The sequence below is a fragment of the Staphylococcus sp. SUC_1.2 genome, assembly GCF_026222585.1.
In genome coordinates this window covers 47613-59921 of record NZ_JANJPM010000015.1, presented here as the reverse complement: position 1 = coordinate 59921, position 12309 = coordinate 47613, and the positions used below count along the sequence as shown (strand labels likewise).

The 12309-nt window shown below is 30.8% G+C and carries 15 protein-coding genes and 2 tRNA genes; 8 read left to right on the top strand and 9 right to left on the bottom strand.

Going from position 1 to position 12309, the window contains the following annotated elements; genetic code table 11:
- Together NR218_RS06845 and NR218_RS06840 are read right to left on the bottom strand one after the other, a co-directional pair.
- Positions 1-602: type II CAAX prenyl endopeptidase Rce1 family protein (locus NR218_RS06845; protein WP_019835286.1), on the bottom strand; the 602-nt coding region annotated here is incomplete at its 3' end.
- A 15-nt stretch (positions 603-617) separates the two neighbouring features.
- On the bottom strand, positions 618-794 hold the full coding sequence (locus NR218_RS06840; RefSeq protein ID WP_002448045.1) for a YkvS family protein: 177 nt from the start codon (positions 792-794) through the stop codon (positions 618-620).
- A gap of 188 nt (positions 795-982) precedes the next feature.
- Between NR218_RS06840 and NR218_RS06835 the strand changes: the two genes are divergently transcribed.
- A complete protein-coding gene (locus tag NR218_RS06835) occupies positions 983-1972 on the top strand; it encodes a lipoate--protein ligase (RefSeq protein ID WP_048762301.1) in 990 nt (329 codons plus the stop codon).
- Between the two features lie 90 nt (positions 1973-2062).
- Here NR218_RS06835 and NR218_RS06830 read toward each other — a convergent pair.
- The 3 genes from NR218_RS06830 to NR218_RS06820 all read right to left on the bottom strand — a co-directional run bounded on the left by NR218_RS06830 (position 2063) and on the right by NR218_RS06820 (position 2958).
- Positions 2063-2151 (bottom strand) — tRNA-Ser (locus NR218_RS06830).
- Positions 2152-2154: 3 nt separating this feature from the next.
- Positions 2155-2229, bottom strand: a tRNA-Asn gene (locus tag NR218_RS06825).
- A 144-nt stretch (positions 2230-2373) separates the two neighbouring features.
- On the bottom strand, positions 2374-2958 hold the full coding sequence (locus tag NR218_RS06820) for a competence protein ComK (protein ID WP_017175793.1): 585 nt from the start codon (positions 2956-2958) through the stop codon (positions 2374-2376).
- Between the two features lie 207 nt (positions 2959-3165).
- Here NR218_RS06820 and NR218_RS06815 point away from each other — a divergent pair, with 207 nt between their 5' ends.
- Positions 3166-3384: an IDEAL domain-containing protein gene (locus tag NR218_RS06815; protein ID WP_002488353.1), complete on the top strand. Its 219-nt coding sequence runs from the start codon at positions 3166-3168 to the stop codon at positions 3382-3384.
- A gap of 67 nt (positions 3385-3451) precedes the next feature.
- On the opposite strand, the gene NR218_RS06810 is transcribed toward NR218_RS06815, so the two are convergent.
- Positions 3452-3550 (bottom strand): SAR1012 family small protein, encoded by a 99-nt coding sequence (locus tag NR218_RS06810; protein WP_017175792.1) that lies wholly within the window; start codon positions 3548-3550, stop codon positions 3452-3454.
- Positions 3551-3638: 88 nt separating this feature from the next.
- Positions 3639-3851 carry a TM2 domain-containing protein gene (locus NR218_RS06805; protein ID WP_017175791.1) on the bottom strand — a complete coding sequence of 71 codons (213 nt, stop codon included), beginning with the start codon at positions 3849-3851 and terminating at the stop codon, positions 3639-3641.
- A gap of 143 nt (positions 3852-3994) precedes the next feature.
- Between NR218_RS06805 and NR218_RS06800 the strand changes: the two genes are divergently transcribed.
- Positions 3995-4546, top strand: coding sequence for a GNAT family N-acetyltransferase (locus NR218_RS06800; protein ID WP_017175790.1), 552 nt, complete (start codon positions 3995-3997; stop codon positions 4544-4546).
- A gap of 47 nt (positions 4547-4593) precedes the next feature.
- Here NR218_RS06800 and NR218_RS06795 read toward each other — a convergent pair whose 3' ends face one another.
- A complete protein-coding gene (locus NR218_RS06795; protein ID WP_049379560.1) occupies positions 4594-5532 on the bottom strand; it encodes a 1,4-dihydroxy-2-naphthoate polyprenyltransferase in 939 nt (312 codons plus the stop codon).
- Positions 5533-5712: 180 nt separating this feature from the next.
- On the opposite strand from NR218_RS06795, the gene NR218_RS06790 reads away from it, so the two are divergent.
- From NR218_RS06790 to menB, 4 genes are read left to right on the top strand one after another with little or no spacing between them, the layout of a single operon-like run.
- On the top strand, positions 5713-7080 hold the full coding sequence (locus tag NR218_RS06790) for an isochorismate synthase (RefSeq protein ID WP_017175788.1): 1368 nt from the start codon (positions 5713-5715) through the stop codon (positions 7078-7080).
- Positions 7070-8740: a 2-succinyl-5-enolpyruvyl-6-hydroxy-3-cyclohexene-1-carboxylic-acid synthase gene (gene menD / locus NR218_RS06785; RefSeq protein WP_048762469.1), complete on the top strand. Its 1671-nt coding sequence runs from the start codon at positions 7070-7072 to the stop codon at positions 8738-8740. The genes NR218_RS06790 and menD overlap by 11 nt, the downstream gene beginning before the upstream one ends.
- Entirely contained in the window at positions 8727-9530 is an 804-nt protein-coding gene (gene menH, locus NR218_RS06780; protein ID WP_070468618.1) for a 2-succinyl-6-hydroxy-2,4-cyclohexadiene-1-carboxylate synthase, read from the top strand. Before menD ends, menH begins: the two co-directional genes overlap by 14 nt.
- Positions 9523-10341: a 1,4-dihydroxy-2-naphthoyl-CoA synthase gene (gene menB / locus NR218_RS06775; RefSeq protein ID WP_002448062.1), complete on the top strand. Its 819-nt coding sequence runs from the start codon at positions 9523-9525 to the stop codon at positions 10339-10341. Before menH ends, menB begins: the two co-directional genes overlap by 8 nt.
- 51 nt (positions 10342-10392) lie before the next feature.
- On the opposite strand, the gene NR218_RS06770 is transcribed toward menB, so the two are convergent.
- On the bottom strand, positions 10393-11568 hold the full coding sequence (locus tag NR218_RS06770) for an aminotransferase class I/II-fold pyridoxal phosphate-dependent enzyme (RefSeq protein ID WP_019835348.1): 1176 nt from the start codon (positions 11566-11568) through the stop codon (positions 10393-10395).
- Between the two features lie 268 nt (positions 11569-11836).
- Here NR218_RS06770 and NR218_RS06765 point away from each other — a divergent pair, with 268 nt between their 5' ends.
- Positions 11837-12256 (top strand): MarR family transcriptional regulator, encoded by a 420-nt coding sequence (locus NR218_RS06765; RefSeq protein WP_002448073.1) that lies wholly within the window; start codon positions 11837-11839, stop codon positions 12254-12256.
- Positions 12257-12309: the final 53 nt, after the last annotated feature.

Below are 12309 nucleotides of genomic sequence, written 5' to 3'. Positions count from 1 at the left end.
TATCCATGAAAGATAAGTAATAAAATGATGGCAACAATTTGACCTAAAGACGATGTAACAATACGTCTTGTATACTGATAACTCAATGATAATATGACTTGAGCTATAAAGATAAAAATAACAATCCACCATTTATCAAGATAGATAAATAAAGAACTAGAACATAATGCAGGTATTAAAATTGTTAGCCAGCGAGGTAGTCTAAATTTATTTAACTCTTTTTGTAAGACAGCACGCATGTATAACTCATGACAAGGGATGACAAATAAGATAGTAACTAACATTTGCCATTTAAAATATACACCTGTTCTTGATAACTCTTTAATTAATTCGGTATAAGTAATTTGTGACGATATAAGTGAAAATATAAGTTGTATTATCACTAATACAACACCTGTGATTACGCCCACACCAATAGAGGTTAATAGACGTTTTGATGTGATATCACGTTGATAAAATACATAACTAATGCCAGCAATTAACATTATACCAGTATATAAATACCAATATTCTTGATGTTCTCCCCACATTATAAATAAGATAAGATGAAATACAATAAAACTTGCAACAAACCAAATTAAGGGTTTAGATGTATTTTTCATTTAATATTAACCTTCTTATTCAACGATTTTATATCGTTTGTGATTAATAACTGTTTTTTCAGGTAAATCTAGTTCATTAAAATTTTCCATAATTGTCAAATCAACAATAACTGAATTATCATTAATTTTTTCAACACGGCCTCTTAAACCGTCATAAAATTCTACAATATTTCCAACTTCTGCAACAGTCATTTCGAGTCCTCCTCAAATCATAGCTAGACTATATTGTACTAAAATTTACACTACAAATAAACAAATATATACTAAAATCAGAAAATATTATATTATTTTTGAAAATAATGCCATAATTAAGTTAAATAATCGATAGTGGAAGATATATTGCATTATTAAATTTTAAAAGAAAGAGAAAGGTGAGAGCTATGAAATTTGTAAGTAATAATAATATTACTGATCCTACAATTAACTTAGCCATGGAAGAATATGTACTTAAATATTTACCTGCAGATGATAGTTACTTTTTATTTTATGTTAATGAACCCTCAATCATTGTAGGTAAAAATCAAAATACAATTGAAGAAGTTAATAAACAGTATGTAGATGAGCATCATATTCATGTTGTACGACGAATTTCTGGAGGAGGAGCTGTGTACCATGATAAAGGCAATTTGAATTTTAGTTTTGTAACGAGTGATGATGGTAACAGTTTTCATAACTTCAAGAAATTTACTGAGCCTATTGTTCAAGCTTTACAATCTATGGGTGTAGATGCAGAAATGACAGGCCGTAATGACATTCAAGTAGGCGCAGCTAAAATTTCTGGAAATGCTATGGTTAAGGTTAAAAATCGTATGTTTAGTCATGGTACATTAATGCTAAATAGTGATTTAGAAGAAGTACAAAACGCATTAAAAGTGAATCCTAAAAAAATTCAATCTAAAGGTGTGAAGTCTGTACGTAAACGCGTAGCAAATATTGAAGAATTTTTAGATGACTCTATTACAATTGATCAATTTAAGCAAATTATTTTAAAAAACATCTTTGGTGAGCATGAAGTAGAGGAATATCATTTAACGGAAGAAGACTGGAACAATATTAAGCAATTAAGCAATGAAAAATATCGCACTTGGGATTGGAATTATGGTAAAAATCCGAAATATAATTTTGAACGTGACGAGAAGTTTGAAAAAGGATTCATTCAAATTAAATTTGATGTCAAAAAAGGAAAAATTGAGCATGCTAAAATCTTTGGCGATTTCTTTGGAGAAGGAAATGTCAATGAATTAGAAGATGCTTTAGTAGGAACATTACACGATTATACTCATATAAAAGAAGTAATGGAAGACTATGACTTTTATCATTACTTTGGTGATATTGATAAAGACAGTATATTGAAGTTAATGGCGTATTAGTTTAAATATAAAAAAGGAGTCAAATTGTAGAAACATTGGCTCTTTTTTTATAAAAAAAACTCTTTACTTAAAAAGTAAAGAGTCAAATGACGGAAACGGAGGGATTCGAACCCTCGCGCCGCTCTCGCGACCTACACCCTTAGCAGGGGCGCCTCTTCAGCCAACTTGAGTACGTTTCCATATGGCTCCGCAGGTAGGATTCGAACCTACGACCGATCGGTTAACAGCCGATAGCTCTACCACTGAGCTACTGCGGAATAATATAACGTGTTCTTCAATCAATACAAATACAATTATATCAATAATCTTAAAATTTGCAAGAGATTATCTTTAAAAAATATACGGAACATTTACACTAAATTAATATAATCGTTCCGTATATTTTAAAAATAAACATACAGCTATTTATCTTCTAATAAAGAATAGTGTGAAAGTGCCTCAAAAATATTTAAAGATGTTTTTTCATAATCGATTGGCATATCTGGATTATTAGATTTCATTCTTGCTTGTTTATCAATCATATAGTAATAGAAAATAGAATTAGAATATTGATGCCATAAACTATGAAAAGATACATTTAATGTTAGTGCTTCTTGATTTGCAAAGATAATTTTACTCTTTCTGTTTTTTAATGGCTTAATATCAGAAATATAATGCATATTAATCCATATATTTTCTTCTAAACGGTCTGAATGTGTTGGGAAAAAGTAAGTTGGAAACAATGGTGTGAGAAGGATGGGAGGTTTACTAGTTATTCCAGCAATGCGTTGAGTTTCAGCTTTCTTGCTTAAGTAGTTATTGCCATAAAATCTACAAGATCGTTCAATAATTTTTTGAGTTTTAAAAGGACTTATTTCTCGTGAGGTATCGAATTTGAGGATTTCTGAGCCGTTCGGTTGTTGATGATCGTCAAATGTAGGTCTAATCACCATATCACCTTTACGTATGACATAAATCGTATTAGGAGGTTTATTGAACTGAGTCATAAGATCAGCTCCTTATTTAATTATTTATTATTAAACACGAAGAGTGATTAATAATATAAAATTATTATATAAAAAAAGTATATGTTGTCAAGTTGTTATTTAAAAATAAAATTACACTAATTTATTTAGAAAAGTCTGAATATTCATTGATTTCAAAATAAAAAGCTTGTATACTATTTTTAAATTAATAGAAAGGTAGTGAATCTTATGTATTACAATACAAATGTTAAACATACCACACTAGAAGAATTTGTAACGACGGTGAATGATTTAGGTGTAGAACTTGTGATTGACGAAGCGTTACGTTTAGAAAGAAAGAAACAACTTGTAACATTAATTGATGAAGCTTTGGTTAATAGAAATGAAGATGATTTTAATCAATATACTACTGAATTAAAACATTTGGAGGCATTTCTCAATGAGTAAATCCGGTTCCAATGAATCACTATAAAAAGGTCTATTCTCTAAAATAAAGTGAATAGACCTTTTTAAATTATTTTCTTTTTGAATTTCCTTCTATTTTATTTTTAATCCATTTTAAGACATAGCCTGTAATAATTGTTCTCACAATACGTTTAATAAAGTTTTTCATAGTCACATTCTCCTTTTTAAAACTATTATTAATTTATACCCCATTTTCTTTAATTTAAAGAAGAAAGTTTAAAAACTTTCGCTTGTTTTTATCTGGGTATAAAAATATATCCATTATTATCAGCTTTAGTAGTAAAGATAATGATAATGCCATGAATAATCGAAACAATTGTTGGAATAAGTGTCCAAAAGAAGACCAAATGTAATACACCTTGTCCAACTTTATCTGCATAGAACTTGTGAATCCCAACACCACCTAAGAACAATGCACATAATACATATAATGTTTTGTTTACTCTCATATTATGGATGCCTCCTTATTTTTATATTGTAAGTAATTTATGACTAAAATCAAGAATGTCACTTATAAAAGAATCAGTTTATACTTACTATAATATTTAATTTCTGGTAAGAAGATGAGTATGATGTAGATGGAGGGATAAATATGATTAGAAAAGCGACACCAAGTGATAATAAGCAAATTGCAAAACTTTATTATTTAATATGGAAAGATATGGAACTTGACATTGTAAAGGAAATTTCTAAAAAACGTATGATTAATTTGCTTGAACTTAGTATAGTTAATGTACATTATCGTACCTATTATAAAAATATATGGGTATATGAAAAGAATAATGAAGTGGCCGGTTGTATTATCGCTTATGATGGTTCAAAAGAAATGGAGTACGAAGAACAATGGAACCAACTGCCTCTTGAAGAAGATATCAGATTAGTTGGAACACCTTTACCTATAAAAGAAGCTAAAAATGATGAGTGGTATATTGAAGCAGTGGTCACATCGCCTGATTATAGAGGACAAGGTATTGCGACACAATTGTTGGAACACTTGATCACCACAAGTTTTAATAAAAAATGGAGTTTAAATTGTGATTATAATAATGAGAAAGCACTTAAACTTTATAAACAACTAGGTTTCAAATGGGTTGAAGATATTAATTTATATGGCCATGATTATCTACATATGATATATATATAATAATAAAAAAACTAGCATTGTTAAAACACAATGCTAGTTAAAACAAATTAGATTCCACCTAAAAGTGCGCTGATATAAATACCCAAAGCGTACAAAATACCAAAGACTGTATTCGTTTTGCCAGTCGCTGCCATCGCTGGCATCATGCTTGCTGGTGTATCATTTTTATTAAAACGACGAATTGCTTTGATTGGCATTGGGAATGAGAATAATACTAACAAGTAGAATAATGAGCCGCCTGATTTGAATAAAGCAGTAAATATTACGATTAAGTAAGCTAAGATATACATTGCTGCCATAAACGTAATAGAAGCTTTTTTACCTAATAAAATAGATAAGGTTTTACGACCACTTGCTTTATCTTTAACACGGTCACGAATGTTATTAGCCATATTAATTAACCCGATTGTAATGACAATAGGTAAGCTAATCCAAACAATAAAACCATTCACATTACCTGTTTGAATAAAGAATGCAAGTAAAATGATAATCATACCCATAAATAATCCGGAGAATAATTCACCAAATGGCGTCCATGAAATAGGAATAGGTCCACCAGTATATAAATAACCAATTGCCATACATACAATACCAACTGGAATAATCCAAAATGAACTATTAACAGCTAGATATATACCAAGTAAAGCGGCAATAATATAAAAAGCAATTGCTAGATTCATGACAAGTTTTGGACTCATACCATTTCGAACAATCGCGCCACCGATGCCTACAGATGTATGATCGTCTAATCCTTTTTTAAAATCATAATATTCATTAAACATATTAGTCGCTGCTTGAATTAAAAGGCATGCGATTAACATTGCTAAGAATAGGCTGAATTTAATATGATCTTGACTGCCCAGTAAGAAAAGTTTAGCTGTCGCTGTTCCTACTAATACAGGGACAATAGACGCGGTTAAAGTATGAGGTCTCATTAAATGCCAATATTTTCTAACAGTTGAATATTGTTGATATTGATCTGCCATAATGTAATCTACCTCTTATAATATAAAGTTTTAACATATGTATTTTATAGGAATAGGTAAGAAAGGTCAATCAACGTGAAATATTTCTCTAAATTGATTAAGCAATTATGATACGATGAATAACGAAAAATGTTACAATACTTTAATGAGTAAAAAAAGATAATGAAAGAAGTGAAATGAATGGCTGCCAACCTAATGGAAGACAAAATTATGGAATCTATATATGAAAGCAATAAAAACTGGGTTTCTGTTGAAGTCGTGTTAAATAAATCTTTAACACCAAGTGAATTATTTAATTTAACTGAAAAACAAGCTGGAGATCGATTTTATTTGCGATTAAACGATAATATGTCTTCATTTTTCGGCTATCATGCAATTCAAAGATTTAAGAATAACTTTGAAAATAAACAATCTATCTTTCGGGAATGGGAAAAATTTAAAAACGATGTAGAACTAATTCATGTTAATACGCAAAAGCATCACCTTAAAATAGTAGGGGGATTCCAATTTTCAAATCATAAGTCTGATGATGAGTGGCGTGAATTTGGGATTAATCATTTTGTGGTACCTGAAGTACTTATTTCTTCAGTTAACAATCAAACCATTTTGACATATACAGTTGAAAAAGCTCAATTTGAAATGGAAAAATTAAATCAAATTATTAATTATTTTGAAAATACTCAAGTCGATACGACAGAACGAGAGACAGCTTTAGGCAATGTAACACGCATGGAAGATATTTATGTTGATGAGTGGAAAGATCTTGTAAGTCATACGATTGAACAACTTGATAAAGATCAAAAAGTAGTGCTTGCGAGACGTCGTTTAATTAAGTTTGATAAGCCAATTAGTATTCCTTATGTACTTAATCGTGCGTTAAACAATGAGAAAAATAGTTACTTATTTATTCTAGAGTCTAACCAATCTGTATTCTTCTCTCAAACACCAGAGCAATTATTAAAAGTTGAAGACGGTGTATTATCTACGAAGGCTGTAGCAGGAACCATTCCTCGAACACAAGATGCTGAAAAAGATGAAAAAAATGTTCAAGCATTTCTACAAGACAGTAAAAATCTAGGTGAACATCAATTTGTCGTTAGAAGTATTTTAAATGATATTGAACCTTATGTAGAAAATGTAGAATACAATCAAAAACCTAATATTTTAAAAAATGATCATATGTATCATTTGTATACTGAAATAAAAGGAACATTATTGAATCATTCGTATATTAGTTTAATTGATGAGTTGCATCCTACACCTGCCTTAGGTGGTTATCCTAAGAAAGAAGCAGTTGATTATATTGAAAAAAATGAGTTTGGCACACGAGGATTATATGGGTCTCCAGTTGGATATATCGATGTAGATGATGATTGTGAATTTATTGTGGCTATTCGTTCTATGTTAATTAAACAAAATCAAACTACTTTATTTGCAGGTTGTGGTATCGTAAAAGATTCTAATGCTGAAAGTGAAGTTGAAGAAACGTCGGTGAAATTTTCACCAATGATGAATGCTTTAGGAGTAGTGAATGAGAATGAATCATAAAGAAGCTTTAACTAAACAAGTTTATACATTTGCATCAGAGTTATATGCCTATGGTGTGCGAGAAGTCGTTATTAGTCCGGGCTCACGTTCGACTCCTTTAGCGATTGCATTTGAAGCGCATCCAAATATAAAAACTTGGATACATCCTGATGAACGTAGCGCAGCTTTTTTTGCTTTAGGATTAATTAAAGGAAGCGAACGTCCAGTTGCGATTTTATGTACTTCTGGAACAGCGGCTGCTAATTACACGCCAGCTATAGCCGAAAGTCAAATCAGCCGTATACCGCTTATAGTATTAACTAGCGATCGTCCACACGAACTTAGAAGTGTAGGCGCACCACAAGCGATTAACCAAGTCAATATGTTTGCAAATTATATTAACTTCCAATTTGATATGCCTGTAGCTGATGGCAGTCAAGAAATGCTCAATACTATCAATTATCAAATGCAAATTGCAAGTCAATATTTATATGGTCCACACCGTGGTCCAATACATTTTAATTTACCATTTAGAGAACCGTTAACACCAGATCTTGAAATGACTGAGAATTTAAAATCTGAACATAAAATATTGCCTCATTATCAAAAAAATATAGATATACAAGATATAAAAAATGTATTAAAAGATAAGAAAGGTCTTATTATTGTAGGGGATATGCAGCACCAAGCAGTCGATCAAATTTTAACTTACGCTACAATTCATGATTTACCAATTCTTGCAGATCCACTTAGTCAATTACGCAAGTTTAACCATCCTAATGTTATTACAACATATGATTTATTATACCGTTCTCATTTAAATATTGATGCTGATTTTATTATACGTGTAGGTAAACCAGTTATTTCTAAAAAATTAAATCAATGGCTTACACGCACAAATGCATTTCAAATATTAGTTCAAAATAATGATAAAATTGATGTATTTCCAACACCGCCACACATCTCATATGAAATATCAGCAAATGATTTCTTCAGAAGTTTAGTGAATGAACCAACAGTAAATCGTAAGGATTGGATTGAACGTTGGCAATCTATAGAAGCACAATCTCGTAAAGCAATCACTCAACATATGTCTCAAGCGACAGATGAATCAGCATTTGTAAGTACACTGATTCAAAAACTCACTAAAGATGATGCATTATTTGTAAGTAATAGTATGCCTATTCGTGATGTAGATAATTTATTATTTGATAGTGAAGTAGAAGTGTATGCTAATCGAGGTGCAAATGGTATTGATGGCGTTATTTCTACTGCTTTAGGTATGGCGGTACATAAAAGAGTGACATTACTGATTGGAGATTTAGCTTTTTATCATGATATGAATGGATTATTAATGGCTAAATTAAACGATATTCATATTAATATTGTTATACTTAACAACGATGGTGGAGGTATATTTTCTTATTTGCCTCAAAAAACAGCAGCAGAGCAATACTTTGAACGTCTATTTGGTACACCAACTGGACTAAATTTTGAGTATACTGCCATGTTATATGATTTTTCATTTAAACGTTTGAATAATATTACCGATTTTTCTCAAGTATCCTTTTCAAATATGAATTCATATATATATGAAATGATTACAAATCGTGAAGATAACTTAGAACAACATCAACTTTTATATAAGAAATTGAGTGAGATTTTAAATGTTACATTATAATTTTTATAAATCTGATCATCCAAGCAATCAATTATTAATTTTACTTCATGGTTTTATTAGTGATAGTCAAACGTATATGAATCATATAGAGGCGTTTCTTACTCAATGTAATATTTTAACTATTGATTTACCTGGACATGGCAAAGATGACTCACCTATAGATCAAACATGGAACTTTCCGTATATAACGGAACAAATAAATCGAGTTTTATCTCAATTTGAGAAATATAAATTCAGTTTATTAGGCTATTCAATGGGTGGGCGCGTAGCACTTTACTATGCAATATATGGTCAATATGAAATCAAACAATTAATATTAGAAAGTACATCGCCAGGCATTGCTGACGAAGCCTTACGTAAAGAACGACAGGCTATCGATCAAGCACGTGGACGTGTATTAGAAATAGCTGGAATTGAAGTGTTTGTAAATGATTGGGAAAAACTCCCTTTATTTCAAACACAATATCTATTAGATGATAATAAAAAACAGGCAATGCGTCGTATGCGACTTTCGCAGGATCCTAATAAATTAGCGAAAGCTTTAAGAGATTATGGGACTGGACATATGCCTAATTTATGGGGAGATATTAAGCGTATAAAAAGTGATTGCCTTATTCTAGCAGGAGAATTAGATGAAAAATTCGTTAATACTGCTAAAAAAATGGCACAAGAAATTAAAAACTATCAAATCCGTATTTTAAAAAATGTAGGTCACACAATTCATGTGGAAGATGAAGCGGAATTTGATACAATAGTATTAGGCTTTTTAAAGGAGGAGCAAAATGACTAGACAGTGGGAAACACTAAAAGAATATGATGAAATTAAATATGAATTCTTCGAAGGAATTGCAAAAGTAACAATTAACCGACCAGAAGTACGTAATGCATTTACACCTAAAACAGTAGCTGAAATGATTGATGCATTTACTAGAGCACGTGATGATCAAAATGTTTCTGTTATTATCTTAACAGGTGAAGGCGATAAAGCGTTTTGTTCAGGCGGAGATCAAAAGAAACGTGGACATGGTGGTTATGTTGGTGAAGACCAAATTCCTCGTTTAAATGTATTGGATTTACAACGTTTAATTCGTGTTATTCCTAAACCAGTTATTGCAATGGTTAGAGGTTATGCAATTGGTGGAGGTAACGTATTAAATGTAGTATGTGACTTAACAATTGCTGCAGATAATGCAATCTTTGGTCAAACTGGACCTAAAGTAGGTTCATTTGATGCTGGTTATGGTTCAGGATACTTAGCTCGTATCGTAGGCCACAAAAAAGCACGTGAAATTTGGTACTTATGTCGTCAATACAATGCTCAAGAGGCATTAGAAATGGGCTTAGTTAATACTGTAGTACCTTTAGATAAAGTAGAAGATGAAACAGTAGCTTGGTGTAAAGACATTATGAAACATTCACCAACAGCATTACGTTTCTTAAAAGCTGCAATGAATGCAGATACAGATGGTTTAGCTGGTTTACAACAAATGGCTGGAGATGCTACATTACTGTATTATACTACTGATGAAGCAAAAGAAGGTCGTGACGCATTTAAAGAAAAACGCGATCCTGATTTTGATCAATTCCCTAAATTCCCATAAACAATAGTAATAAAAAAACGCAAAATTGACTTAGTCAATCTTGCGTTTTTTTTAATTATCTAACACGTTAGGATAGTGTTCTTTTAAATATAATTCTAAACGACGCATACCTTCTTTTAAGACGTTCATTTCATAAGCATAAGAAATACGAATATAGCCTTTTCCTATATCTGTGAAAGAAGAGCCTGGCACCATCGCAACATGTGCCTCTTCCAGTACATTGACACAAAAGTCAAAATCATTATTAGTGAATCGTTTAATACTTGGGAAAATATAAAATGCACCTTCAGGTTGAGCTTCAAGTTCGAATCCTAGAGATAACAATTTAGCTTTTAAATAATCACGGCGTTCAATATAAGCTTCGTTCATATATTTTGGTGCTTCTAAGCCCTCATTTAATGCAGTGATACAAGCAATTTGAGCAGGAACATTAGCACAAATACAGTTATATGCATGCATGAAAGTTAATTTTTCAATTAAATATTCAGGACCGATTAAAAAACCGATACGGATGCCTGTAGCTGAATGTGATTTACTTAAGCCACCAATGAGTAATAGTTGGTCACGTATCTCTTCATATTCTGCGAAAGAAGTATGTGTTCCTGTAAACGTATTTTCAGCATATATTTCATCACTGATAATAAATATTTCTTTAGTTTTTAAATAATGTACAAGGGCTTCAACTTCTGAGCGCTCTAATATAACACCAGTTGGATTAGTAGGGTAATTTAATAAAATTGCTTTAGTTTGATTAGTAAAGTAAGTTTCAATTAGCTCAGGTGTTACCTTAAAGTCAGAATGTGTGGTATCAATATAAATAGGTTTACCACCTAAAGTTTCAACTAATGGAATATATCCGGCATAAATAGGACCAGGGATTAAAATTTCATCTCCAGGTTCGATTATACTTCTTAGCGATGTATCTAACGCTTCACTTGCACCGTTTGTAACAATAATTTCTTCTTCGCTATAAAAAAATCCATATCTACGTTTAAAATATTGACTAATCGCTTGACGCGTTTCAGTAAGACCTTTGTTATGTGAATAACTTGTTTTATCTTCACTTATTGCATTAATATATGCTTGCTTAACCACATCAGGCATTGGAAAATCAGGTTGGCCAATAGTTAAATTAACACAGTCGTCAATATTTTTTATTCGACTTGAAAACTGTCGGATACTTGGCGCTCTTAAAAACTTAGAATTTGAATTTAAAGTTAATTTCATATTTACACCTCTAAATATAATCATTCAAAGTATTATGACCTCATTACTTTGAAATAGAATATAATTATCATATCATATTTTTATTTATAATATTTAATTAATAAAATCTCATTTTCTCTCAATTTAAATAGAAAAATTAGAAATCGTGTATAATGAATAGATAATATCATATTATTAAAATGAATTTAGTCAATTTATTGAATAGTATTGTCTAATTATAAAATTAACTTTATAATATAAACAATTACTAGAGTGGAGTAGAACAGCTATGTATAATCAACTAGAAAAACTTATTACCCTAACAAACAATGATCTTAATTTAGTAAATAGACGCTTTGGCCAACGGACTGATATAACAAATGACCAACTGGAATTATTAAGAATTCTTTATAACTATGATCGATTATCACAATATGATTTAACAATGAAGATTAGTAGAGAGCAGTCCATTGTATCTCGTTGGATAAAGAAATTAGTTCATAAAGGTTATATTACAAGTCAACAGTCACACGAAGATTTACGTTGTAAGGATTTATGTTTAACAACTGAAGCTAGAGATTTAATTAAACAAATCAATATAGCAAGATGTGAATTAATCGAAGCGAGATGTCAATGTTTAACAGAAGAGGAAATCAATAATTTGAATCATCTTTTAAATAAACTTAATAGTCGTCATCTTTATATCTAACATAGCACCCATCTTATTGTTCTTTATAACATAGTCCAATAAGATGGGTGCTT

Coding starts and splice junctions, on each gene's coding strand:
- NR218_RS06840 (WP_002448045.1), bottom strand. CDS start 794: ATGACTGTTGCAGAAGTTGGAAATATTGTAGAATTTTATGACGGTTTA.
- NR218_RS06835 (WP_048762301.1), top strand. CDS start 983: ATGAAATTTGTAAGTAATAATAATATTACTGATCCTACAATTAACTTA.
- NR218_RS06820 (WP_017175793.1), bottom strand. CDS start 2,958: ATGACTCAGTTCAATAAACCTCCTAATACGATTTATGTCATACGTAAA.
- NR218_RS06815 (WP_002488353.1), top strand. CDS start 3,166: ATGTATTACAATACAAATGTTAAACATACCACACTAGAAGAATTTGTA.
- NR218_RS06810 (WP_017175792.1), bottom strand. CDS start 3,550: ATGAAAAACTTTATTAAACGTATTGTGAGAACAATTATTACAGGCTAT.
- NR218_RS06805 (WP_017175791.1), bottom strand. CDS start 3,851: ATGAGAGTAAACAAAACATTATATGTATTATGTGCATTGTTCTTAGGT.
- NR218_RS06800 (WP_017175790.1), top strand. CDS start 3,995: ATGATTAGAAAAGCGACACCAAGTGATAATAAGCAAATTGCAAAACTT.
- NR218_RS06795 (WP_049379560.1), bottom strand. CDS start 5,532: ATGGCAGATCAATATCAACAATATTCAACTGTTAGAAAATATTGGCAT.
- NR218_RS06790 (WP_017175788.1), top strand. CDS start 5,713: ATGGCTGCCAACCTAATGGAAGACAAAATTATGGAATCTATATATGAA.
- menD (WP_048762469.1), top strand. CDS start 7,070: ATGAATCATAAAGAAGCTTTAACTAAACAAGTTTATACATTTGCATCA.
- menH (WP_070468618.1), top strand. CDS start 8,727: ATGTTACATTATAATTTTTATAAATCTGATCATCCAAGCAATCAATTA.
- menB (WP_002448062.1), top strand. CDS start 9,523: ATGACTAGACAGTGGGAAACACTAAAAGAATATGATGAAATTAAATAT.
- NR218_RS06770 (WP_019835348.1), bottom strand. CDS start 11,568: ATGAAATTAACTTTAAATTCAAATTCTAAGTTTTTAAGAGCGCCAAGT.
- NR218_RS06765 (WP_002448073.1), top strand. CDS start 11,837: ATGTATAATCAACTAGAAAAACTTATTACCCTAACAAACAATGATCTT.